The sequence below is a fragment of the Micromonospora desertarenae genome (genome assembly GCF_056150265.1).
On the sequence record NZ_JAXCFQ010000002.1, the window covers coordinates 264,974 to 287,323 of the forward strand.

Consider the following 22,350-nt stretch of genomic DNA (forward strand, 5'->3'; position numbering starts at 1 on the left):
GATGGCCGAGGAGACCGGACTGTTCATCTACGGCATCGTGCCCGCCGACGTGGAACCCACCGCGGACGCGATCGGGGTGGGCGAGCCACCGGGGGAGGTGACAACGGTCCGGCACGGGGAGCTGGCCGCGCTGGTCAGCGAGGTGCCGCTGGAGGGTCCGTTGGGCCGTCCGGCGGACCTGACCGCGTACCAGGAGCTGCTGGACGGGACCGCGGCGGTGGCGCCGGTGCTGCCGGTGCGGTTCGGCACGGTGGTGACCGGGGCGGACGCGGTGGCCGACCTGCTGGAGGCGCACCAGGACAGGTTCGCCGCCGCCCTCGACGAGTTCGAGGGCCGGATCCAGTACATCGTGCACGGCCGTTACGAGGAACCGGCGCTGATCGGCGACGTGCTGGCCGAGAACCCGGCCGCCGCCGAGCTGGCCGACCAGGTGCGCGGGCAGCCGGCCGAGGCCACCCGGCCGCAGCGCATCCGGCTCGGCGAGATGATCAGCCAGGCGGTGGAGCTGCGCCGGGAGGCGGAGAACCGGCAGCTCATCGAGGAGCTCGGCGGGCTCGCGGTGGCCACCGCACCCCGGGTGCCGAGCAACGAACTGGACGCGGGCAGCGCCGCGTTCCTGGTCGACCGGGACCGCGAGGACGAGTTCGTGGACGCGGTCGAGGCGTACGCCGAGCAGCGCCGCGAGCTGATCCGGACCCGGCTGCTGGGCCCGCTGGCACCGTACGACTTCGTCAGCGCGCACCAGCTGGTGGAGTGACCGGTGGACATCCTCTGGGCGCTGCTGACCCTGCCGTACGCGCCGGTGCGCGGGCTGACCGCGGTGGTCAAGGTGATCGCCCGGGAGGCGGAGGCGCAGCGGTACAGCCCGACGAGCATCCGGCGCGAGCTGGAGGAGCTGGACGAGGCGGCCGCGGCCGGCGACATCACGCCGGAGGAGCGGGACCGGGGCCAGCAGGAGGTGCTGGACCGGCTGACCGGCACCGCCGGGCGGCGGCCGGCCCCGGGCGGCGAGGCGGAGACCGGCGGCGCCCGCGGCCGCCCCGCCGCCCGGCGCGGCCGGCAGCCGGTGCGGCGCGGCAACGGGCGGGCCCGGCCGGTGGTGGAACGGGCGCGGCGCGCCGGACCGGGCGCGCCGCGCGATGGCGGCGAGGGAGGTGAGCGCGGTGGCGGAGTTGAGCCGCGGCGGCGGCCGGGCCGGTAGGAACGAGCCGGCCGAGCAGCCGTACGACGAGGACGAGTACGACGAGTACGACGACGAGGAGGAGTACGTCGAGCCGATCTCGGCGGCCGAGGCGGCCCGGGAGGGACTCCGGCAGGTCGTCGAGTTGACCGGCCGGGACGCGGTGGGGACCACCTCGCTGAAGTCCGTCCGGGACGGCTGGCTGGTCGGGGTGGAGGTGGTCGAGGACCACCGGATCCCCGCCTCCACCGACCTGCTCGGCCTGTACGAGGTGGAACTCGACCTGGAGGGCGGCCTGCTCGGCTACCGGCGGGTGCGGCGCTACCAGCGCGGAAAGGGCGAGGTGGGCTGAGATGAGCATGCAACCCCCGTCCGTGGTGCAGAACTCGGGGCAGGTGCTGCCCGCCGGCCACGAGCCGGCCAACCTGGGCGACATCCTGGAACGGGTGCTGGACCGGGGCATCGTGATCGCCGGCGACATCCGGGTCAGCCTGCTCGACATCGAGCTGCTCACCCTCAAGCTGCGGCTGGTGATCGCCTCGGTCGACACCGCCCGGCAGATCGGCATCGACTGGTGGGAGCACGATCCCTGGCTCAGTTCGCGGGCCCGACCGCCGGTGGAGCCGGGCCCCCGGGATCCGGAGCAGGTCGAGGCGGAACGCCGGCCCCGGGTCGCGGCGCGGGCCGAGCGGCGCGCCGCGCGGAGGGAGGAGTGGGATGAGTTCGACGCTTGACCGGGTGGCCGGCGCGGACCGGCCCGAGGCGGGCACCGGCGTCTGGCTGCACGGCGTGGTCCGGGACGTCGAGCCGGCGGTGCTCGCCGCCATCCCGGGGATGACCGGCGCGCCGGTCCGCGCGGTGCGCGCCGCCGGGCTGGTGGCCGTGGTCAGCGCCGCCCCGCTGGCCGAGTACGGCGAGCAGGCGCTGCGCCGCAACCTGGAGGACCTGGCCTGGCTGGAACGGGCCGCGCGGGCGCACCACGCGGTGGTCGACGCGCTGGCCCGCCGGGGGCCGGTGGTCCCCGCGCGGCTGGCCACCGTGCACCACGACGACGCCCGGGTCGCCGGCCAGCTGACCGGCCGGCAGGCCGAGCTGACCGGCCTGCTGGACCGGCTCACCGGTCGCGGCGAGTGGGGCGTCAAGGGGTACCAGGTGCCGGGCGCGCTGCCCCGGGCGAGCGAGGACGCCGGCGCGGGCGGCGCCGGGGCGGCGTACCTGCGCCGGCGGCGGGCCCAGCTGACCGCCCGCGAGCAGGGGCAACGGATCGCCGCCGAGGCCGCGGCGGCGGTGCACGACACGCTGGCCGGGTACGCGGTCGCCGCCCGCCGGCACGCCCCGCAGGACCGCCGGCTCTCCGGCGCGCCCACCCCGATGGTGCTCAACGGCGCGTACCTGGTGGAGAGCGCGCGGCTGCCGGGCTTCACCGCCCTGGTCGCCGCGCTCGGTGAGCGGCACCCGGAGCTGCGGCTGGAGCTGACCGGCCCGTGGCCGCCGTACTCCTTCGCGGAGGAGCGCCCGGCCGGCCCGGCGCTGACCGTCCGGGAGCCGGCATGCTGACCGGACCGGGCACCCGGTCCGACGCCGCCCGGGGGCGGGCATGGTGACCACCGCGCTCGCGCCGAACAGCGCCGACGACCCGCTGGCCTACCGGCCGGTGGCCCTGGTCGACCTGCTCGACCGGGTGCTCGCCACCGGCGTGGTGATCAGCGGCGACATCACCATCGCGATCGCCGACGTGGACCTGGTCCGGGTCTCGCTGCGCGCGCTGGTCGCCTCGGTCGGCGCGCTCGCCCCGCCCGAGCTGCGCGACGCGGTGGCGAGCGAGGGCACCGGACCGGCCGTGGAGGCGCCATGACCGGCGGCGAGGACGCCGGTCGCGGCCTGGCCCGCCGGGCCGCCGGCAGCCGGGACGAGGCGGCCGAGCTGGCCGCGGCGCTCGGCGAGCCGCAGTGGCAGCAGCCCCGGGTCAAACCACTGGACCGCCGGCTCGCGGTGGACCGGGACTCCGTCGAGCGGGGACTGGCCAGCCTGGTGCTCACCGTGATCGAGCTGCTCCGGCAGCTGGTGGAACGCCAGGCGCTGCGCCGGGTCGACCTCGGCGACCTCACCGAGGAGCAGGTCGAGCGGATCGGCGTGACGTTGATGGCGCTGGAGGAGCAGATGGCCGAGCTGCGCGAGTACTTCGGGCTGGCCCCGGAGGACCTCAACCTCGACCTCGGCCCGCTCGGCCCGCTGCTGCCCACCGACTGACCGGCCCCGCCACCCGGTACGCCCGGATGGCGGGCTACCGGGCGCGCGCCCAGCCGGTGAAGCGCTCCGACAGGTCGACCGGCCGCGCGTACCGGTCGAGCGCGGCGAGTTGGCCGGCGGCCTCGGCCTGGAGCGTGGCCAGGTAGACCAGCAGGGCGGCCCGGTCGTGCCGGTATTCGCCGAGCAGGCGCAGCTTCGCCGGTGAGCAGGGCCAGGCGATGCCGCAGGCGGCGCAGCGCCAGGTGGGGCGGGACGGCAGGTGTTCGGCGCGGCGGCTCACCCCGCCGTCACCTCGACCTCCGTCACCCGGTCCACCCGGACGAACGCGTACCGCTCGCGGACGGCGATCGAGCCGTCCGGGCGGACCTCGCGGCCCTTCAGCTCGGCCCACTCCGCGCCCTCGACGGGGCCGCGGCTGATGACCTCGGAGATGTGCAAGGTCAGCGGACCGCTGCCGAACCGGTACGCGTCCTCGGGCACCCGGATGACGTGGCCGACGATCAGGCTCACCAGCGCCCTCCGTTCGCGCGCCACCGCTGGCCCCGGGTGAGGTTCCCGGCCCGGCCCGGGTCGGTGGTCGGGAAGACCTGCGTCGGCTGGGTCGCCCAGGTCGGCCGCTCGTTCGGCGGCACCTGGCGGGGGAGTCGCTGCGTGGGCTTGCGGCGCCAGAACCGGATTCGCACCGGGAACCTCCTTCACGGGTGTGGAGGGGCCGCCCCGGGCGTCGGCCGGGGCGGCCCGCGACTGGCGCGACCACCGGGCCTCGGGTCGCCTCCACCGGCCGCGCCGTCGTACGCCAACACTCGCAACCGTTGTGGTCCGATCACACTGCGTTGCAGTATGGCTTCGATACGTTCAGGACGTTCCGGAGAGGACGGGACATGAACCATGCCGTAGTCGAGGCGATGGCAGAAAAGGGTGAGACGGCGGACAGCCTCGCAGCTCAGACCGGTGTGGACCCGAAGACGGCCGCGCGCTGGGCAAACCCGGGACGGATCCCGCAGACGCGGCATCGTGCTCGGGTTGCGGAGATTTTGGGCCGGGATGTAGCGGAATTATGGCCGGATGTCCTGAAGCGACGAGAGCCGGCATGGTTCCGGCCGTGGGCGGACATCGAGCGCGAGGCGGTCGCGCTGCGCTGGTTCGAACTGGCCTGGGTGCCAGGCCTCCTTCAGACCGAGGCGTACGCGCGGGCGACTCTCGCCGGGGAGGCGTTGACCGCCGGCGAGGTGGACCAGCTCGTCTCAGCTCGCCTCGGGCGGCAGAGCGTTCTGAAGCGGGAACGCCCGCCGTTGCTCATCGCGATCCTTGACGAAGGAGTGCTGCACCGCACGATCGGCGACGATCGCGCGATGATGCGTGAGCAGTGTGACCACCTGGCGCGGTGCGCAACCCTGCCGTCTGTGCAGGTCCACGTCGTGCCGGCGGGCGTCGGCATGTATCCGGGCCTGGGCGGGGCGTTCATCCTCGCGGAGTTGCCCGAAGGTTCGCGGGTGGCGCATGTCGACGGTCAGGCGCAGGCGCAGATCATCGAACAGAACGCGGAAATTGCTACCCTTGACCGGCGGTGGGCACGGATCAGCGGGGAGGCCCTACCGCGAGCGCAATCCCTGGACCTCATTCGGAAAGCGGCAGAGTCATGGACGTGACCGGCGCTCAGTGGCGCAAGAGCACGAAGAGCGGGAACAACGGTGGGGCCTGCGTCGAGGTCGCCGGCAACCTTCCCGGCGTGGTGGCGGTCCGTGATTCCAAGGACCCCGACGGGCCTGCGCTGACCTTCGCCCCGGCGGCGTGGCGGGCCTTCGTCGCCCGGGTGGCCGAGCGCGCCTGACCCACAACGCGGCACCCTGAGCGCCCGTCCCGAGCCGGGACGGGCGCTCGCGGGTACGCCCTCGGCGGCCAGCGTCAGCAGCGTGGCACGCCGGGGATGAAGCCGTCGTGGCCGGTCAGCACGTAGGCGTCGGAGATGTAGCGGTTGGTGCCGATCCGGTCCCAGACGTTGCTGGTGCCGTACGGGCCGGTGACAGTGGTGCCGGTGGCCTGGCAGTAGACGCTGACGCCGGCCCCGTCGGCGACCGAGCCGACGACGGCGTAGCCGGTGCCGGGGCCGGAGCGCACGTTGAGGCCCGACCCGCCGGTCTCCACGGTGCCGGAGCCGATGCCGGTGACCCCGTTGACCAGCTGCATGTAGTAGGTCCAGTTCCAGTTGGGGCCGGGGTCGGTGTGCGTGGCGCCGGGCACCTCGCGGTGGCCGATGATGTGCGCCCGGTCCCGCGGGATGCCGTACTTGGTGGTGAGGTTGCGGGTGAGCGCCGCCGAGGCCCGGTACATCGCGTCGGTGAACCAGCTCGCGTTGTCCACGTACCCCTCGTGCTCGATGCCGACGGACTGGGTGTTGTAGGTCCAGTTGCCGGCGTGCCAGGCGATGTCCTTCTCCCGGACGGACTGGGTGACCGCCCCGTCCGAGGACCGGAACGTGTAGTGCGCGCTGACCTTTGCCGCCGGGTTCTGGAACCAGCTGATCGAACCGGCGTAGGAGCCCTGGGTCACGTGGATGACGACGTACCGGATCGGGTGGCTGGTGGGCCGGCTGGCCACTGTGTAGTTGCTGGTGCTGGCCGGCGCCCAGGCGGCCGGCCCGTAGTCGGTGCTCAGGGTGCCGACGCCGCCGGTCGGCGACGCCTGGCCGAGGGCGCCCCGGTGCGGCGCGACCGGGCGGCCGGGCACCGTCACCGCCGCCTCCGCGGTGGCGGTGAAGCCGGTACGCAGCAGGTCGTAGACGGCGTCCGCGTAGAGCCGCGCGACCGCCGGGTCGCTCGCGCCGCCGTAGCGGGCGACCAGCTCGTACCAGCGGTCGACGTCGGCGCGCTCGGCCCGGCCGAGGCCGGCCTGGTCGGCGTAGGACCGCAGCACCGCCGCCGCGCCGGTGATGTTCGCGGCCGGGTCGGTGCGCAACGCCGGGAGGTCGAGCCCGGTCAGCCGGGCCGCCTCCGCCAGGGTGTGCACCCGGGGATTGCTCACCAGGTGCATCACGCCGTAGCCGCCGGAGGCGCTGGGCTCGCCGGCGTGCCCGTCCAGGCGGGTCTCGGCCTGGCCGAGGGCGGCCAGCAGGTCGCGGGGGACGTCGTAGCGCGCGGCCGCGGCGGCGAAGGCGGCGGCCAGGGAGCCGGGCGCCGGCACCGCCCGGGCCGCGGCCGGCGTGGCGGCCGAGCCGACCGCGCCGGCCAGGCCGAGGGCGGCGACCAGCACAGCGCCGAGCAGGCGCCGAGGTCGTGGTACGCGAGATCGAACGCTCACTGCCACTCCTTAGATCGACCCATAGAGATATTTCTATCGATGGGGAGTGACGATAGGCAGCGTTCCAAAAGTTGTCTACAGCTCGTGCTGTCTCTGCGAAGTTTTCCTTCGGTCCCGGGAGCGGCCGGCCCCGGCGAGCGGTCAGCCGGCCCGCTGCTCGGCGTACGCGGCGAGCCAGGCGACCTGGGCCGGGTCCAGCGACGGGCGGACCCGGGCGCGGGCCGCCGCGACGTGCGCGGCGGTGACCGTGGAGGCGGTCAGCGACTCCCGCATGGCGGCCAGCGCCGCCTCCCGCACCAGCGCCGCGCAGTCCGCCGCCGAGAAACCGTCCAGCTCCTCGCCCAGCCCGGCCAGGTCCACCTCCGGGGCCAGCGGCACGTTCCGGGCGGCCGCCCGCAGGATCTCGGCCCGGGCCGCCCCGTCCGGCGGCGGCACGTAGACCAGCCGCTCCAGCCGCCCGGGACGCAGCAGCGCCGGGTCGACCAGGTCCGGCCGGTTGGTCGCGCCGACCACCACCACGTTGCGCAGCGCCTCCACCCCGTCCAGCTCGGTGAGCAGGGCGGCCACCACCCGGTCGGTGGTGCCCCCGTCGGTGGCCTGGCCGCGTACCGGGGCGAGCGCGTCCACCTCGTCCAGGAAGACCAGCGTGGGGGCCGCCTCCCGGGCCCGGCGGAACAGCTCGCGGACCGCCCGCTCGCTCTCGCCGACCCACTTGGACAGCAGCTCCGCGCCCTTCACCGAGAGCACATTCGCCCGCCCCGACCCGGCCAGCGCGGTCACCAGGTAGGTCTTGCCGCAGCCCGGCGGGCCGTAGAGCAGCACGCCGCGCGGCGGCTGCACGCCCAGTCGGGCGAAGGTGTCCGGGTAGGTCAGCGGCCAGAGCACCGACTCGGTGAGCCGCTCCTTCACCTCGACGAGGTCGCCCACGTCGTCCAGGGTCACCGTGGCCAGCTCCAGGGTGGACGCCGCCATCGTGGTCGGCCGGACCACCTCCAGCGCGGCGGTGAAGTCGGCCATCGCCACCGTCGGCGTCTCCGCCGACTTCTGCCGCAGCGCCGCCCGGATCCCGGCCTCGCGCACCAGCGCGGCCAGGTCGGCGGCGACGAACCCGGGGGTACGACCGGCGACCTCGTCCAGCCGGACGTCCTCGGCCAGCGGCACCTGCCGGGTCAGCACCGTCAACTGCTCGCGGCGCAGCGCCGGATCCGGCAGCGGGACGGTGATCCGCAGCGAGAGCAGGTCCGGCGCGCGCAGCGCCGGGTCGACCGCCTCCGGCCGGCCGGTGGTGCAGACCACCGCCGCCCCGGCCCGGACGGTCTCGGCGAGCACCTGGCGGAACACGGTGGCCACCGGGCCCGGCTCGTCCGCCGGGGCGAGCGCCTCCACGTCGGTGACCAGCAGCACCGCCGGGCCGGCCGCGCGTACCTCGGCGGCGGCGGCGCGCAGCCGCTCGGCGGCGGCCTGGTTGGTCAGCGCGGCCACCTCCGGCGCCCAGAGCGGGCAGACCCGCGCGCCGACCCGGGCCGCCACCGCGCGGACCAGCGCCGACTTGCCCGAGCCGGCCGGCCCGCTGAGCAGCACCCCGAGCGAGACAGTGGTGCCCAGCCGGCCGAGCACCTCCCGGTGGTGGAAGCCGAGGTCGAGCAGTTCGGTCAGCTCCTCGGCCTGGGCCCGCAGCCCGGGCAGTTCGTCCACCGACGGGGCGCTCTCCGCCTCCGCGTCGCCCGCCGCGTCGCCGCCGGGTGCCGTTGCCTCGGCCGGCGGCCACGCGGCACCGCCGGCCGGACCGGGCCGGGTCGCCGCGCGCGTCCCGCCACCGTGCGCACCCGCTGCGGCCGGCCCGCCCCGGCCGGCCGTCGCGTCCGCGGAGGCGCCCGCTCCAGCGGTCGGGGCCGCCGTCGAGGGGCCGGCGGAGCCGTGGGTGACCGGCCCGTGTTCCCAGCCGACCAGGGTGTCCATGGTGACCAGCGCGCCCTCCGGCTCGGCCGTGACCACCCCGAGCAGGGTGCTGGTCCAGGCGTAGCCGACCCGGTTGGACAGGCTGCGCCGGGCCGCCTCGACCAGGCCGCGGGTCGCGGCGTCCGGCAGCACGTCCTGGGGCAGCAGCGACACGTCGTCGCCGGTGGTCACCACCTTGCCGAGCAGGGCGAGCCGGAGCATCTCCGGCGAGACCGCCGCGGCGATCTCGGCCGGCCCGGCGAGGAGCACCCGCCGGGCCGGGACGACCGGGACGGGGCTGACCGTGACCTGGCCGCCGTCGCGGACCCCGAGGTTGCCCAGGGTCAGGTCGTCGGCGTAGAGCAGGGCGGTGCTCGCGGTCGGCTCGGCGGCCGCCACGATGCCGGCGGTCACCCGCCGGCCGGCCAGCCGCACCGGGTCGCCCGGACGCAGCGCGAGCGCGGTGAGCACCTCCGGGTGCAGCCGGACGACGCCCCGCCGGGCGTCCAACGCCGCGGGCCGCAGGCTCGCGGTCAGGGTCAGGTCGGGTCGATCCACCGCCCGACCCTAGCCGCCGGAGTCACCCCGGCGCCCGGTCAGCCGGCCTGGTCACCGTCGGTCAGCAGGGTGGGGTCCCGCCGGATCAGTTCGGCCAGCCGGGCCGCCGGGTCGGGGCGCACCCCGTCCCGGCCGGAGGGCAGGTCGGGCACCGTGTTGGCCGACAGCGGCCAGGCCGGTGGCGGGGCCGGTGGCGGGGCCGGCTCGGCCCGGACCGTCACCTCCGGCCCGGACCAGGCCACCCGCAGCGGGTACGCCTGCCCGTCGTGCTCGACCCGGACGCTGACCGCCAGCCCCGGATGGCCGGCGACCACCCGGCGTACCGCCTCGGCCACCTCCTCGACCGGGTCCCGCCCGGCGGCGTCCTCGGCGGCGCGGTGGCTGCCCGCCCCGCCGCGTTCCCGGCCGCCGACCCCGGTGCCGGGGTCCCGGCCGTCCGTCCGGCGCGGATCCCGGGTGTCCGCCCAGCCCGGCCCGGCGTTGCGGCCGGACTCGGGCCGGCCCGGGCCGGGCTCCGGCCGCTCGGCCGGATCCGGTGCGCCGGCCGGCTCGGCGGCCCGCCGCCGCAGCGCCTCCTCGCGCCGCGCCAGCCGGGCCAGTGTCTCGTCCAGACCACCTCTCATCACGACCACCCCTTCGATGAAACGGCTCCGAGCGCCCGGGAGTTCAGTCCCCCCGCTCCCGGGTGGCCCGGTCCAGCGCCCGGTCCAGGACGACCAGCAGGGCGTCCCGCACCGAGAGCCGGTCCCGGGCGTCGAACTGCACCAGCGGAACGTGGTCGCCGATGGCCAGCGCCCACCGGATCGCGCCGAGGTCGTGCGCCAGCCGCCCGTCGAAGGCGTTCACCCCGACCGCGAAGGGCAGCCCGGCGCGCTCGAAGAAGTCGATGGCCGGATAGCAGTCGTCCAGCCGGCTGCTGTCCACCACCACCAGCGCGCCCAGCGCGCCGCGGGCCAGGTCGTCCCACATGAAGCCGAACCGGGTCTGCCCCGGCGTGCCGAACAGGTACAGCTTCAGGCTGCGGTCGATGGTGACGCAGCCGAAGTCCATCGCCACCGTGGTGGTGGTCTTCGCGGTGCGTACGCCCGGGTCGTCCACGCCGATCCCGGCACTGGTCATCTCCGCCTCGGTGGTCAGCGGCGCGATCTCCGAGATGGCGCCCACCGTGGTGGTCTTGCCGACCCCGAAGCCACCGGCGATCAGGATCTTCACCGGGATCGGCGGCGCGGCGCGTCCGCCCGGGGCCGGGCGGGGTGCCGGGACGCGTCCGGCGGGCGGGGCCGGCGACTGCGGCGGCGTGGCGCGTCCGACCGGTGGCGGGGTGCCGGTCGGGGTGCCGTACCGGGCGGCGGCGCTGTTGGTCGCGACCGCGCCCTGCGGGGCGCCCGGCCAGTCAGGAGATCGCACGAAGTCCATCAATCACTCGCAGGATGAGGTCGGGGTCGTGGGCGTCGTCGGCGTCGCTGACGTGTACGTCCAGGTGGCCGGCGGCGCGCAGGTCGCCGACCAGCACCCGGGTCACGCCGAAGTGCAGCCGGGTCCGGGCGGAGATCTCCGCGACCGAGATCGGTTCGGCGCAGAGCGCGACGATCGCCGCCAGTTCCGGGGCGAGCCGGGCCGACGGGACCGTCCACGGCGTGCTGTCCGGCCGGGCGGTCACCTGGGTCTCCAGGCCGATCGCCGGGTCGGCCCCGGTCACCCGGCCGGCGGTGAGCACGAACGGGCGCGGCCCGGCCGGCCCGGTCGGCCCGTCCGGCTCGGGCTCCGGCTCGTCCGCCACCGCCGGTACGCCCGCGTCGTCGGCGGACGCCCGCAGGTAGGGCCGGATCCGGACCAGCGGTTCCGGATCGGGCTCGCCGGCGGCGTCCGGAGTCATTGCTGGGCGGCGTTCTTCAACTCGGCGATCAGGCGCGGGGTGAGCGCGCCGCCGGCCCGGCCGGCGAAGAGCGTCATCTCGTACGCGACGGTGCCCAGGTTGGCGGTCCGGTCGGCGACCACGCCGAGCACCGACCCGCTGCTGATCGCGGTGATCAGCAGGTAGCCCTCGGCCATGTCCACGACCACCCGGTTCAACCCGCCGAGGGCGTACCAGCTGGCGGCGCCGCCGGCCAGGCTGGTCATGCCGGAGACCACGGCGGCGAGCCGCTCCGCGTTGGACCGGTCCTTGATCGCGGACATCGCCATCAGCAGCCCGTCCGAGGAGACAGCTATCGCCTCCAGCACCCCGGCCGTGCCGGAGGTGAAGGAGTCCAGCAGCCAGTTGAAGGTGCGGGCCTCCGGGCTGAGCTCCCCGCCGGAGTCGGGGTGGTTCTGGTGCTCGACGCTGTCGTGCGGGAAGGTGCTGGTCACCGTGATGATCCCTCTTCCTCGGGGTGGTCTGGGCGGACGTCACGCAGAGCGCGGGCGACGCCCGCCTCGAACGCGGTGATGAGGTCGCGGACCTCGGCCGGGTCGCCGGGGTGCTGGCTGAGCGGCTGCGGGGCCGGGGCGGTGGTCAGGTTCGCCCCGGGCACCCGCCGGTGCAGCGCGGGCGGGGCGGGCGTACCGGCGGGGTCGACCGGGCCGGCGGGGCTGGTCGGGCCGGCGGGTTCGACCGGCGCCGGTAGTCCGGCGGGCAGGGTCAGCTCGGCCCGGCGTACCCCGGACTCGAACGACTCCAGCAGCGCCCGGGCGCCGGCCGGGTCGGCACCGGCCGGGTCCGCCGGCCGGGCCGGCGCGCCGGCCGGGGGCAGGCTGGCACCGGGCACCCGCTGCCGGATGCCGACCCCGGGCAGGGCCGGCCCGTCGGGCGGGACGGCGCCGACCGGCGGCGGGTTCCGGCGCGACCGGCGGGGCAGGCCGGCCGCCGTCGTCCCGGGCTCGGCCGGCGCGACCGGCCCGGTGGAGGCCGGACCGGTCGGCGGCTCGGTGCGGCCGGGGCCGGCGGGCGGCTCGGTTGGGGCCGGGCCGGTGGGCGGGCCACCGGGGATCGCGAGGCCCTCCGGCGCGCTGATCTCCAGGAACGCGGTGGCACCGGTCGGCGCGGCGGCCGGGGCCCCGGTGCCGGGCGGATCGGATGCCCGGGTCACCTCGGCGGCACCGACCTGCCCGGACCCACCGGGCGGGCCGCCGGCGCCGAAGGCGTCCCAGGACTCGCCGGACTCCATGGTCCGGGTGGCCCGGCCGAGCAGCGCCGGGTCGAAGCCGGTCGGCGGGTCCGCAGCCGGGGGCGGTGCGGCCGCCGGTCCTCCGGCGACCGCCGCGGCCAGCGCCCGGCCGCCCGCCGCGTCGACCATCCGGGGCGGCAGCCGCCGCTCCCGGGCCGGCACGGTGGCCCGGGCCACCGTGGCTCCGGACCGCTCGCCGCGCGGCACCACCAGCGCGGCCAGCGGGACGTCCAGCAGGGCCGTCACCCCGCCGCCGACGGTGGCGGTCAGCCGTACCGTCCACCCGTGCCGCCGGGCCAGCCGGCCCACCACGAAGAGGCCGAGCACCTCGGTGGGGGCGAGGTCGAGCCGCTCCCGGCGGGTGAGCCGGGCGTTCTCCTCGGCCAGCCGCTCCGCGGTCATGCCGATCCCCTGGTCCACCACGGCCAGCCGGGCGCCGGCGCCGGTCAGCTCGCCGGTCACCACCACCCGGGTGTGCGGCGGGGAGAAGGCGGTGGCGTTCTCCATCAGCTCGGCCAGCGCCAGCACCAGGTCGCCGACGGTGCCGGGAGCCGCCGAGACGCCGGGCGGCACGCGTACGTCCACCCGGGTGTAGTCCTCGATCTCGCCGAGCGCCAGCCGCACCACGTCGCCGAGCGGCACCGGCGCCACGTGCGCGTCGGCACCGGTCGACCCGGAGAGCACCACCAGGCTGCCGGCGTTGCGGCGCAGCCGGCTGGAGATGTGGTCGAGCCGGTACAGGTGCTCCAGCCGGGACGGGTCGGTCTCCTGCCGTTCCAGCCGGTCGATCAGCGCGATCTGCCGGCCGACCAGGTTCTGGGTGCGCCGGCCGACGTGGCCGAACATCTGCGCCACGTTGCGCCGGCCGGCCACCTGCCGCTCCACCAGCCGGGCCGCGGTGGCCTGCACCCGGTCGAACGCCCGGGCCAGGTCGCCGATCTCGTCCCGGGCCCGTACGTCGACCGGGTCGAGCCGGACCGGCGGGACGTTCTCGGTCTCGTCGTCGACCACCCGGACCAGTTCGGCCTCGGCGAGCCGGGCCACCCGGTCGGCGGAGCGGGTGAGCCGGGTCAGCGGCCGGGCCACCGTCCGGGCCACCGCGACGCTGAGCAGCAGCACCACCGCCAGGATCAGCGCGGCCGACCCGCCCACCAGGTACGCCGCGGTCAGCGCCCGGCGCTGCTCGCCGGTCACCTCGGCGAGCACGTCCGCCACGACCTTCTTCTCGATGAACTGGCCCAGCGTGATCATCGAGCGGGCCGACGGGAAGAGCGCGTCCAGGGTCACGTTCCGGACCGCGCCGGACGGGTTGACCACGCTGGTGGTCAGGAAGTCGGCGCTGGTCCGGGCGGCCACCGCCGCGTCGTTCAGCACGGCCAGCTTGAGCTGCTCGGCGGTGATCAGGCGGCGGAACCGGCGGTTGTCCACGGTGAGCGCGGACATGCAGGCGACGAAGGCGGCGTTGGTCGTCGGGTCGTTGCTCGCCTTCACCAGCACGATCAGCGTGGCGCAGGCGCCCAACCCCTCGTCGGCGCGCAGCAGCGCGTCCAGCGCGAGCACCTGCCGTCCGGCCGCCGTCTCGGTGTCCACGCTGAACGGCAGCCGCAGCGACTCGATCAGCGCCATGTCGACCGGCCCGTACGCGTCCATGATCTGGCTCGGGGTGGCGGTGCCGGCGAGCACCGCGCGGCGCAGGTCGGTCAGCGCCCGTACCCCGTCCAGCGCGTCGGCGACCGGTGCCGGCAGCGCCTCGCCCCGCTCGGCCCGCAGGTCGGCCACCCGGTCGTCCACGGTGGCGCTCTTGCGCACCAGTTCGCTGCGGCTGACCCGGCCGAGCAGCAGGCCAACCGAGAGGATGCGTTCCTGTTGCAGGTCCTGCACGAGGGTGCCGATCCGGCTGGCCAGCCGGACCCGCTCGGCGATGTCGCCGGCCCGCTGGGCGGCCGCCACCCGGTCGACCACCACCGGTACGGCGAGACCGAGGGTGCTGATCAGCGGGATGACCACGAGCAGCGCGAGCTTGCCGCGGATCCGGAGCCTACCGAGCAGCATCGACCGACCCCCACGACGCGAGAGCGGGGTCGCCGGCCGGGCCGGCCGGCTGGAGCGGGTGCGGCTCGTCCGGGCGCGATCCGGACCGCGGTCGCCAGGCGTCGCTCTCCGGCGCCGCGTCGGCCTGTGCGCGGGCCTGCCGCGCCTCGGCCGCGCGCCGTCGGGCCCGGCGGGCCGCGGCGAGCAGCACCCCGCCGAGCGCGGCCAGCAGCAGGACGGCGAGCCCGACGGCCCCGAGCGCGAACCGGCGGTCCCGGTCCAGCGCGTCGACCCGCCCGGCGAGCAGGGCGTCGAGTTCGGCGAGGATGACCGGCTGGAGCTCGGTGGCGGCGGCCTGCGCGTTCAGCCGGGCCGCGGCGATCTGCGCCGGGTCGACCACCCCGGTGCGCTCGGCCGGGGTGGAGGCGGCGGCCAGCGCCTCGACCGCGCGCTGGTAGGTGTCGAGCGGGGTGAGCACGTTGGCGCCCAGGTCGGTGCTCTCCGTGCTGTCGACCGCCGCGCGCAGGTCGGCGACCAGGTCGCCGGCCGGGGTCAACGCGCCCGCCCGGAGGGCGGCGAGTTCGGTGGCGGTGCGCAGCCGGTCGGTGTCCGGCCGGCGGGCGGCGAGCGTGGCCAGGTCGGCCAGCCGGCCGGTGGCCACCACCGCCTCGGGCAGTTCCTGGCCGGCCCCGTCCTGGAGGAAGAAGGAGTCGGCCGCCGGGTCGCGGACCAGGCCGGAACTCTCCCGTACCTTCCGGTAGAGGTCCAGCAACAGGTCGGTGACCTCGCCGTACGCCGCGAACGCGGCCTCCGGCTCCGCCGGCGGACGGTCGCGCAGCGCCTCCAGCTTCGCCCGCAGCCCGGCCCAGCGTTCCTGGCTGCGCAACTCCCGCCCGATCCGGGCGTCGACCGAGGCGGCGGCCTCGACCGCGCGGGTCAGCGGCTCCCCGGGCACGGGCCGGCCGGCGACCGCCGCGGACTGCGCGTCGACCAGCGCGTCGGTGACCGGGGCGAGGGCCGACAGGTAGGTCACCCCGAGCCGCTCCCGGGCGGCCAGCGCCCGGTCGTCGTCGGTGTGCCGCCAGGTCAGACCGAACAGCAGCGCCACCGGCGCCAGCAGGGCCACCACGAGCAGCGGCGGCAGCAGGCGGGCCGCTGGGGAGGGTCGGCGACGGGCCCGCGGGGCGGGGACGGTCATGGTCGGTTTCCTCCGGCGGTGCGCGGGAAGGGGAAACGGCCGGTGCGGGAGTGTCGTGGGTGGAGTCCCGTCCGCCGGACCGGAAACGTAACCGAACCTTCCGGCACAGTTGCCCCCCGTCAATCAGTCGGCTTCGCGTCACTTCGCGCCATGTCACGTCACGCGCAGCCGACGAGCACGCTCCGTGCGATTCGTGAAGTGACATGGATGGATCGGTGCGGTTTCCGCCGAAGATCCGAATTCACGTGATGCGAATTCGCCGCGCTGGGACGGGACTGGACGTTGCGCGGACGCACCGCACCGGACGCCGATCGGGGCAACCGGACGGACGTACGGAGGATCTCAGCCAACGCTCAGCCTCCGGCCCGTACCGTGTGCCGCATGAGATCGCCGTTGTCGGCCGCGCGGATCCGGCGTGCCCTGCCCACCCGCCGCCGTCGGGTGGTCGCCGCCTCGACGGCAGTCGTGCTGCTCGCCGCCGCCGTCACCTGGGCGGTGTGGCCGCGGGAGGCGGCGGTACGCACCGAGGCCGCGATGCTCACCGTCCGCTCCGGACCGGCCGGCGACCAGCCGGTGGACCTGGACACCACGCTCTACCTGCCCGAGGACGCCTCGGCCACCCGGAAGGTGCCGGCGGTGCTGCTGGCGCACGGCTTCGGCGGCACCAAGGACTCGGTGCGCGCCGACGCCGAGGAGTTCGCCGGGCGCGGCTACGCGGTGCTGACCTGGACCGCCCGCGGCTTCGGTCGCAGCGGCGGGCAGATCCACCTGGACCACCCCGACTACGAGGTCCGCGACGCCGAGCGCCTGCTGGACTGGCTGGCCGCCCGGCCGGAGATCCGCACCGACGGCGCCGGGGACCCCCGGGTCGGCGTGGTCGGCGGCTCGTACGGCGGCGGCCTGGCGCTGCTGCTCGCCGCGCGGGACCGGCGGGTCGACGCGATCGTCCCGATGATCACGTGGAACGACCTGTCCCGGGCGTTCCTGCCGGAGAGCACCGGCCGGGAGCCCGTCGACGGGGTGTTCAAGAAGGGCTGGGCCGGGCTCTTCTTCGGCGGAGGCGGCAGCGTCGGCACCGGGCCGGCCGGGCTCTCCGGGACGGCCGCCGCCCAGCCGGAGGGTGCCCCGGCGTCCGCCGGCCCGCCCGCTCCGGGGCCGGGCGCCGGGCCGGGTACCGGCCCGGGCGGTGCCCCGGCCGGGGCCGCCGACCCGTCCTGCGGCCGGTTCGCCGCCGACGTCTGCGCCGCGTACCTGCGGATCGCCACCACCGGCCGGGCCGACCAGGCCGCCGTGGACCTGCTGCGCCGCTCCAGCCCGGCCGGCGTGCTGGACCGGATCACCGCGCCGACGCTGCTGGTGCAGGGCGAGGCGGACACCCTCTTCCCGCTCAGCGAGGCGGACGCCAACGCCCGCGGCATCGCCGCGGCCGGCACCCCCGTCCGGGTCGCCTGGTTCACCGGCGGCCACGACGGCGGCGAGGGTCCGAAGACCGACACCGACCGGGTGCGGTACCTGACCATCCAGTGGCTGGACCACTACGTCAGGGGCGAGGGCGACGCCCCGGGCGACGACTTCACCTGGTCCCGGATCGCCGGTTTCGACGCCCTCGACCGGGGCCTGGTGGCCACCGGCTACCGCACCGCCGACTACCCGGGCACCGCCGGCGACGCGCGCCGGGAGATCACGGTGGCCGGCCCGGCCCAGCCGATCGCCAACCCGCCGGCCGGCAACCCGGCCGCCATCTCCTCGGTGCCCTTCGCCGGGGAACTCTCCTCGCTGCTCGGCGGGGTGGCCGGGGACGTGCCCGGCCAGCACGCCCGGTTCGAGTCGGCGCCGCTGGACGAGGCGGTGGACGTGGTCGGCGCGCCCACCGTGTCGGTCCGGGTCGCCTCGCCGACCGGCGAGGCGGTGCTCTTCGTCAAGCTCTACGACGTCGAGCCGGGCGCCGGGGCCACCCTGCCGAACGGGCTGGTCGCCCCGATCCGGCTCACCGGCCTGCCGAGCCGGATCGAGGAGGCGCGGCCGGTCACGGTGACCCTGCCGGCGATCGTCCGGCGGATCGAGGCCGGGCACCGGCTCCGGGTGGTGGTGGCCACCTCCGACCAGGCGTACGCCACGCCGGTCGAGCCGACCGTCTACACGGTGGCCCCCGGCGACGGGCCGGTGACCCTGCCCACGGTGACCGGCGAGCCGATCCCCACCACCGCGACGATCTGGCGCTGGGTGCTGGCCGGCCTGCTCGCCGCGATCGCGGTCGGGCTCGTCGTGGTCGTCGCCGTGGTCCGCCGCCGGCACCGCCGCCAGGACAGCTCCGTCCATCCCGGGTACGCGGACACCCCCCTGGCCGTGCGCCAACTCCGCAAGGAGTACGCGGACGGCTTCGTCGCCGTCTCCAACGTGGACTTCGAGGTGCACCCCGGCCAGGTGGTCGGCCTGCTCGGCCCGAACGGCGCCGGCAAGACCACCACCCTGCGGGTGCTGATGGGGCTGACCCAGCCGACGGCCGGCGAGATCTACGTCTTCGGGCACCGGCTGGTGCCCGGCTCCCCGGTGCTGTCCCGGATCGGCGCGCTGGTGGAGGGGCCCGGCTTCCTGCCGCACCTGTCGGGCCTTGCGAACCTCAAGGCGTACTGGCGGGCGACCGGCCGGCCGGTGGCGGACGCGCGCTTCGACGAGGCGCTGGAGATCGCCGGGCTGGGCGCCTCGGTGCACCGGAAGATCAAGACGTACAGCCACGGCATGAAGCAGCGGCTGGCCATCGCCCAGGCCATGCTCGGCCTGCCCGAGCTGCTGGTGCTCGACGAGCCGACCGATGGGCTCGACCCGCCGCAGATCGCCGAGATGCGCCGGGTGCTCCAGCGCTACGCCACCGACGGCCGGGCGGTGCTGGTCTCCAGCCACCTGCTCGCCGAGGTGGAGCAGACCTGCACGCACGCCGTGGTGGTGAACAAGGGCCGGATCGTCGCCGCCGGCCCGGTCGAGGAGATCGTCGGCGAGTCGCCGAGCGTGCTGTTCGAGGTGACCGACCCGGACGCCGCCCGTACCGTGCTGGACCGGCTGGAGGGGGTGCGCGTGCTGCCCGACGGCGAGGGGCAGCTGGTCGTGGACACCAACGGCACCGCCCGCAGCGAGGTGGTGGCCGAGCTGGTCCGGGCCGGGATCGGAGTGGACCGGGTGGTGCCGCGGCGCCGCCTGGAGGACGCGTTCCTCGCCCTGGTGGGCGAGAACTCACGGGGAAGCGGGGACCGGTGATGGCGGGCTCTCAGGTCACGTCGGACGGCGCGCGCGGGACCGGCTCGATCGGCGCGGCGCCGGGCTACCGGCCCTCGGCCACCCTGCCGTTCGCCGCGGAGTTCCGCCGCCAGGCGTCGCGGCGGCGCACCCAGCTCGCGCTGGGGTTCATGGTGCTGCTGCCACTGATCATCCTGATCGCGTTCCAGTTCGACTCCGGCAACGACGACGACAACGGGCGCGGCGAGTTCGGCAGCCTGATCGAGTTCGCCACCACCGGCGGGCTGAACTTCACCCTCTTCACCATCTTCGTCTCCGCGTCGTTCCTGCTGGTCGTGGTGGTGGCGCTGTTCTGCGGTGACACGGTGGCCAGCGAGGCGAGCTGGGGCAGCCTGCGCTACCTGCTGGCGATCCCGGTGCCCCGGGCCCGGCTGCTGGCGGTGAAGCTGCTGGTGGCGCTCGCGTACTCGGCGCTGGCGCTGCTGCTGCTCGCCGGCACCGCGCTGCTGATCGGCACCCTGCGCTACGGCTGGGAGCCGCTGCGCAGCACGGTCGCCGCGCAACTGGAGCCTTGGGAGGGGCTGCTGCGACTGCTGGCGGTACTCGGCTACCTGGCGGTCGTCCTGCTGGTGGTGGCCGGGCTGGCGTTCCTGCTCTCGGTCACCACGGACGCCGCGCTCGGCGCGGTCGGTGGTGCGGTGCTGCTCTGGATCCTCTCCAGCATCCTGGACCAGATCACCGCGCTCGGCGCGCTGCGCGCCTTCCTGCCCACCCACTACAGCACCGCCTGGCTGGGGCTGCTCTCCACGCCGGTGCAGACCGACGACGTGGTGCGCGGCTCGATCTCGGCGATCAGCTACGCGACGCTCTTCTGGGGGCTGGCCTTCTGGCGGTTCACCCGCAAGGACGTGGTGTCGTAGCGGTCGCCGCCGCGCCGACCGGTTGATCTCCCGGCCCCTTCGGGCGGACCTGCCCAACCCGTCTTGCCCGCCGACGGATCGATGATCTACGGTCCGCTGGCATTTCGCTCTGCACAACGAGACGGGGTCTTCTTGCGTACCTTTCGGGGTGCCGTGATCGGCACCATCACCGCGATGGTCGCGGTGACGGCGGTGGCCTCTCCCGCCGGCGCCGCCGCGGCGCCGGCCGCGCCGTACACCGCACTGACCGTCGACGGCAACCCGTTCTCCTGGTGGCACCAGGGGTCGCGGGTCTTCGACCAGGCCGGCGGCGCCGCCTTCACCGTCACGCCCGGCGCCGGCGACGCGCTGAACCTCCGCGCGGACCAGGCCGGCGACGCCTGGACGTTCCGGATGGCCCCGCCGAGCGGTGAGACCTGGACCGCCGGAACCACCTACGAGCTGACCGGCGTCGAGGGCGCCGAGGACTTCGCCTTCATCGACGTCGCGCACAACGGTGCCACCTGCACCGAGACGCCGGGCTACCTCTCCGTCAGCGAGGCGACCCGGGACGCCGGGACCGACCGGCTCACCTCGTTCGCCGCCTACTACGTGATCTCGTGCGGCTCCAGCCGCCACGACCTGTTCGGCGAGATCCGGTGGAACTCGACCGTCGGCTACGCCGCCGCCGGCACCGACACCATGTCGCACGACTTCGGGGACCGGCTCGTCGGCGGTCCGGCGGCGAGCCGGACCATCACCGTACGGTCGATGGGCTCCGACCCGGTGGAGTACGGCACGGCCCGGTTCGACACCCCGGGCGCCTACTCGATCACGGCCGACACCTGCTCCGGCACCACCCGGGCGGCCGGCGAGACGTGCACCGTCACGGTGAGCGTGCGGCCGACCAAGCTGGGCGGCGAGTGGAACCTGCTGGTGCTCCCCGACAACACCGTCGTCGGCGAGCGGATGGTGCAGCTCGGCGTCAACGGCGTCGACCCGCGTACGGTCAGCGTCGCCCCGGCGTCGCTGGCCTTCGGTGACCAGTACATCGCCGAGACGGGCGGCACCCAGTCGGTGACCGTGACCGGCACCGGTGACACGCCGGTCACCTTCGGCGCCGCCACCATCGGGGGCACCGACGCTTCGTCGTTCGCCGTCAAGGCCGACACCTGCAAGGGCGCCACCCTGGCGAAGAACCAGACCTGCCGGGTCGACGTGGTCGCCAAGGCCGCCGGCGGGGGCGCCCGCAGCGCCACCCTCCAGCTGCCGAACGACAGCCTCACCAATCCCCGTACCGTGCCGCTGACCCTCAACGGCGTGGTGGGCGCGACGGGCACCTACTACCCGCTGACGCCGGCCCGGATCATGGACACGCGCACCGGCAACGGCGCCCCGAAGGCCAAGCTGGGCCCGAACGGCACGGTGAACCTCCAGGTGACCGGGCGGGGCGGCGTGCCGTCGGCCGGGGTGGGCGCGGTAGTGCTCAACGTGACCGTCGCCGAGCCGACGGCGTCCAGCTACCTGACCGTGTACCCGGCCGGGCGGGCGAAGCCCACCGCCTCGTCGCTGAACTTCGGCGCGGGCTGGGTCCGCTCGAACTCGGTGACGGTGGCCGTCGGCACCGGCGGCAAGGTCGCCATCACCAACCACGCCGGCTCCACCCACGCGATCGTCGACGTGGTCGGCTACTACGCCAGCGACAACACGCCGATCATGAACGGCATCGGCGTCGGCGGGCAGTTGCAGCCGGTCGCGCCGCTGCGGCTCTTCGACAGCCGGAGCGACTGGGGCAGCAAGCTGCCGGCCGGGGACCAGGTCCGGCTCGCGGTGAACTACGGCCCCGAGGCCAACGCGCGGATGCGGGCCGTGGTCGTCAACATCACCGCGGTGTCGCCGTCGGCCAGCGGGTTCCTGACCGCCTGGAACGGTGAGTGGCCGGAACCGCCGACGTCCACGGTCAACTACGCGACCGGGTCGGTCACGCCGAATCTCGCGGTGGTGCCCGTACGGCGCTGCTACGACTGCCCGTGGGGCGCGGAGTTGCCGACGTTCGGCGTCTACACGCACAAGGACAGTCACGTGATCGTCGACATCGTCGGCTTCATCGACGACGGCGGTCTCGCCAACGGGTTGCGCTTCGACCCGAAGACGCCGACCCGGATCGTGGACAGCCGCATCGGCCAGGGCCTGCCGACCAACCCCGGCCCGGCCGTGATCGGCACGGTCACCACGCCGGGCTCGGTGGTGACCGACAGCACCCGGGCGCTGGCGCTGAACGTCACAGCGGTCAGCCCCACCGCCAGCACCTACCTGAAGCTGTGGCCGAACGGCGTCACCGGCATCGACCGGCCGGACGTCAGCAACCTCAACGCCGCGGCGGGGCAGACGGTGGCGAACGCCGCCGTCACCCTGATCGGTCCGACCGACGCGTTCAACGTCTACAACCACTCCGGCACCACCGGCGTGGTGGCGGACGTCGTCGGCACGTACTGGCTCTACCCCGGCACGGCCAGCGGCTCCGCCGGGCAGGGCGTCTCCGGTGACCCCTCGCGGTCGCCGTACCGCCTGGGGGAGCTGCCCACGCCGGACAAGGTCCGCAAGTGACCCGCTGACCGGCGG

Annotated in this window: 23 protein-coding genes; 12 read left to right on the forward strand and 11 right to left on the reverse strand. The window is 75.6% G+C overall.

Annotated elements, in window-relative coordinates:
• The first annotated feature begins 1 nt into the window (after position 1).
• From SM577_RS04215 to SM577_RS04245, 7 genes are read left to right on the forward strand one after another with little or no spacing between them, the layout of a single operon-like run.
• Complete coding sequence (locus tag SM577_RS04215) at positions 2–757, forward strand: GvpL/GvpF family gas vesicle protein (RefSeq protein WP_474586335.1); 756 nt, start codon at positions 2–4, stop codon at positions 755–757.
• A gap of 3 nt (positions 758–760) precedes the next feature.
• Positions 761–1,201 carry a gas vesicle protein GvpG gene (locus SM577_RS04220; RefSeq protein WP_302920727.1) on the forward strand — a complete coding sequence of 147 codons (441 nt, stop codon included), beginning with the start codon at positions 761–763 and terminating at the stop codon, positions 1,199–1,201.
• Positions 1,164–1,532, forward strand: a complete 369-nt coding sequence (locus SM577_RS04225) for a gas vesicle protein GvpO (protein WP_302920728.1) — start codon at positions 1,164–1,166, stop codon at positions 1,530–1,532. The genes SM577_RS04220 and SM577_RS04225 overlap by 38 nt, the downstream gene beginning before the upstream one ends.
• A gap of 1 nt (position 1,533) precedes the next feature.
• Entirely contained in the window at positions 1,534–1,914 is a 381-nt protein-coding gene (gene gvpJ, locus SM577_RS04230) for a gas vesicle protein GvpJ (protein WP_302920729.1), read from the forward strand.
• On the forward strand, positions 1,898–2,737 hold the full coding sequence (locus SM577_RS04235; RefSeq protein ID WP_302920730.1) for a GvpL/GvpF family gas vesicle protein: 840 nt from the start codon (positions 1,898–1,900) through the stop codon (positions 2,735–2,737). Before gvpJ ends, SM577_RS04235 begins: the two co-directional genes overlap by 17 nt.
• A 40-nt stretch (positions 2,738–2,777) precedes the next feature.
• The gene (locus tag SM577_RS04240) at positions 2,778–3,035 is read left to right on the forward strand and encodes a gas vesicle protein (protein ID WP_474586336.1); all 258 of its coding nucleotides are present in this window, start codon (positions 2,778–2,780) and stop codon (positions 3,033–3,035) included.
• Positions 3,032–3,430, forward strand: coding sequence for a gas vesicle protein K (locus SM577_RS04245; RefSeq protein ID WP_474586337.1), 399 nt, complete (start codon positions 3,032–3,034; stop codon positions 3,428–3,430). The genes SM577_RS04240 and SM577_RS04245 overlap by 4 nt, the downstream gene beginning before the upstream one ends.
• Before the next feature lie 34 nt (positions 3,431–3,464).
• Here the strand turns inward: SM577_RS04245 and SM577_RS04250 are convergent, their stop codons facing one another.
• The 3 genes from SM577_RS04250 to SM577_RS04260 are packed head-to-tail and all read right to left on the reverse strand — an operon-like array spanning position 3,465 to position 4,113.
• The gene (locus SM577_RS04250; protein ID WP_302920735.1) at positions 3,465–3,710 is read right to left on the reverse strand and encodes a flavin reductase; all 246 of its coding nucleotides are present in this window, start codon (positions 3,708–3,710) and stop codon (positions 3,465–3,467) included.
• Complete coding sequence (locus tag SM577_RS04255; RefSeq protein ID WP_302920736.1) at positions 3,707–3,940, reverse strand: hypothetical protein; 234 nt, start codon at positions 3,938–3,940, stop codon at positions 3,707–3,709. The genes SM577_RS04250 and SM577_RS04255 overlap by 4 nt, the downstream gene beginning before the upstream one ends.
• Positions 3,937–4,113 (reverse strand): hypothetical protein, encoded by a 177-nt coding sequence (locus SM577_RS04260; protein WP_302920737.1) that lies wholly within the window; start codon positions 4,111–4,113, stop codon positions 3,937–3,939. Before SM577_RS04260 ends, SM577_RS04255 begins: the two co-directional genes overlap by 4 nt.
• Positions 4,114–4,311: 198 nt before the next feature.
• Here SM577_RS04260 and SM577_RS04265 point away from each other — a divergent pair, with 198 nt between their 5' ends.
• On the forward strand, positions 4,312–5,079 hold the full coding sequence (locus SM577_RS04265; protein WP_302920738.1) for a DUF5753 domain-containing protein: 768 nt from the start codon (positions 4,312–4,314) through the stop codon (positions 5,077–5,079).
• Positions 5,070–5,261, forward strand: a complete 192-nt coding sequence (locus SM577_RS04270; RefSeq protein WP_302920739.1) for a DUF397 domain-containing protein — start codon at positions 5,070–5,072, stop codon at positions 5,259–5,261. Before SM577_RS04265 ends, SM577_RS04270 begins: the two co-directional genes overlap by 10 nt.
• A 74-nt stretch (positions 5,262–5,335) precedes the next feature.
• On the opposite strand, the gene SM577_RS04275 is transcribed toward SM577_RS04270, so the two are convergent.
• The 8 genes from SM577_RS04275 to SM577_RS04310 form a co-directional block, all read right to left on the reverse strand.
• Positions 5,336–6,727 (reverse strand): N-acetylmuramoyl-L-alanine amidase, encoded by a 1,392-nt coding sequence (locus SM577_RS04275; protein WP_302920740.1) that lies wholly within the window; start codon positions 6,725–6,727, stop codon positions 5,336–5,338.
• Between the two features lie 141 nt (positions 6,728–6,868).
• Positions 6,869–9,223, reverse strand: a complete 2,355-nt coding sequence (locus tag SM577_RS04280; protein WP_474580904.1) for an AAA family ATPase — start codon at positions 9,221–9,223, stop codon at positions 6,869–6,871.
• A gap of 38 nt (positions 9,224–9,261) precedes the next feature.
• Positions 9,262–9,846: a hypothetical protein gene (locus SM577_RS04285; RefSeq protein WP_474586338.1), complete on the reverse strand. Its 585-nt coding sequence runs from the start codon at positions 9,844–9,846 to the stop codon at positions 9,262–9,264.
• A 43-nt stretch (positions 9,847–9,889) separates the two neighbouring features.
• Entirely contained in the window at positions 9,890–10,639 is a 750-nt protein-coding gene (locus SM577_RS04290) for a GTP-binding protein (RefSeq protein WP_474580906.1), read from the reverse strand.
• A complete protein-coding gene (locus SM577_RS04295; RefSeq protein WP_302920744.1) occupies positions 10,617–11,099 on the reverse strand; it encodes a DUF742 domain-containing protein in 483 nt (160 codons plus the stop codon). Before SM577_RS04295 ends, SM577_RS04290 begins: the two co-directional genes overlap by 23 nt.
• Complete coding sequence (locus SM577_RS04300; RefSeq protein WP_302920745.1) at positions 11,096–11,572, reverse strand: roadblock/LC7 domain-containing protein; 477 nt, start codon at positions 11,570–11,572, stop codon at positions 11,096–11,098. Before SM577_RS04300 ends, SM577_RS04295 begins: the two co-directional genes overlap by 4 nt.
• On the reverse strand, positions 11,569–14,421 hold the full coding sequence (locus tag SM577_RS04305; protein WP_474586339.1) for a sensor histidine kinase: 2,853 nt from the start codon (positions 14,419–14,421) through the stop codon (positions 11,569–11,571). The genes SM577_RS04300 and SM577_RS04305 overlap by 4 nt, the downstream gene beginning before the upstream one ends.
• On the reverse strand, positions 14,408–15,598 hold the full coding sequence (locus SM577_RS04310) for a hypothetical protein (RefSeq protein ID WP_302920747.1): 1,191 nt from the start codon (positions 15,596–15,598) through the stop codon (positions 14,408–14,410). The genes SM577_RS04305 and SM577_RS04310 overlap by 14 nt, the downstream gene beginning before the upstream one ends.
• Before the next feature lie 381 nt (positions 15,599–15,979).
• Between SM577_RS04310 and SM577_RS04315 the strand changes: the two genes are divergently transcribed.
• The 3 genes from SM577_RS04315 (at position 15,980) to SM577_RS04325 (ending at position 22,335) form a co-directional block, all read left to right on the forward strand.
• Complete coding sequence (locus tag SM577_RS04315) at positions 15,980–18,850, forward strand: alpha/beta fold hydrolase (RefSeq protein ID WP_474586340.1); 2,871 nt, start codon at positions 15,980–15,982, stop codon at positions 18,848–18,850.
• Positions 18,850–19,749 carry an ABC transporter permease gene (locus SM577_RS04320; RefSeq protein ID WP_474586341.1) on the forward strand — a complete coding sequence of 300 codons (900 nt, stop codon included), beginning with the start codon at positions 18,850–18,852 and terminating at the stop codon, positions 19,747–19,749. The genes SM577_RS04315 and SM577_RS04320 overlap by 1 nt, the downstream gene beginning before the upstream one ends.
• A gap of 153 nt (positions 19,750–19,902) precedes the next feature.
• Positions 19,903–22,335: a choice-of-anchor D domain-containing protein gene (locus SM577_RS04325; RefSeq protein WP_474586342.1), complete on the forward strand. Its 2,433-nt coding sequence runs from the start codon at positions 19,903–19,905 to the stop codon at positions 22,333–22,335.
• The last annotated feature ends 15 nt before the right edge of the window (positions 22,336–22,350 follow it).

Excerpts from the sequence above, each read along its gene's own strand:
- SM577_RS04215 (WP_474586335.1), top strand. The coding sequence starts at position 2 with ATGGCCGAGGAGACCGGACTGTTCATCTACGGCATCGTGCCCGCCGAC.
- gvpJ (WP_302920729.1), top strand. The coding sequence starts at position 1,534 with ATGAGCATGCAACCCCCGTCCGTGGTGCAGAACTCGGGGCAGGTGCTG.
- SM577_RS04235 (WP_302920730.1), top strand. The coding sequence starts at position 1,898 with ATGAGTTCGACGCTTGACCGGGTGGCCGGCGCGGACCGGCCCGAGGCG.
- SM577_RS04240 (WP_474586336.1), top strand. The coding sequence starts at position 2,778 with ATGGTGACCACCGCGCTCGCGCCGAACAGCGCCGACGACCCGCTGGCC.
- SM577_RS04245 (WP_474586337.1), top strand. The coding sequence starts at position 3,032 with ATGACCGGCGGCGAGGACGCCGGTCGCGGCCTGGCCCGCCGGGCCGCC.
- SM577_RS04265 (WP_302920738.1), top strand. The coding sequence starts at position 4,312 with ATGAACCATGCCGTAGTCGAGGCGATGGCAGAAAAGGGTGAGACGGCG.
- SM577_RS04270 (WP_302920739.1), top strand. The coding sequence starts at position 5,070 with ATGGACGTGACCGGCGCTCAGTGGCGCAAGAGCACGAAGAGCGGGAAC.
- SM577_RS04285 (WP_474586338.1), bottom strand. The coding sequence starts at position 9,846 with ATGAGAGGTGGTCTGGACGAGACACTGGCCCGGCTGGCGCGGCGCGAG.
- SM577_RS04290 (WP_474580906.1), bottom strand. The coding sequence starts at position 10,639 with ATGGACTTCGTGCGATCTCCTGACTGGCCGGGCGCCCCGCAGGGCGCG.
- SM577_RS04295 (WP_302920744.1), bottom strand. The coding sequence starts at position 11,099 with ATGACTCCGGACGCCGCCGGCGAGCCCGATCCGGAACCGCTGGTCCGG.
- SM577_RS04305 (WP_474586339.1), bottom strand. The coding sequence starts at position 14,421 with ATGCTGCTCGGTAGGCTCCGGATCCGCGGCAAGCTCGCGCTGCTCGTG.
- SM577_RS04310 (WP_302920747.1), bottom strand. The coding sequence starts at position 15,598 with ATGACCGTCCCCGCCCCGCGGGCCCGTCGCCGACCCTCCCCAGCGGCC.
- SM577_RS04315 (WP_474586340.1), top strand. The coding sequence starts at position 15,980 with ATGAGATCGCCGTTGTCGGCCGCGCGGATCCGGCGTGCCCTGCCCACC.
- SM577_RS04320 (WP_474586341.1), top strand. The coding sequence starts at position 18,850 with ATGGCGGGCTCTCAGGTCACGTCGGACGGCGCGCGCGGGACCGGCTCG.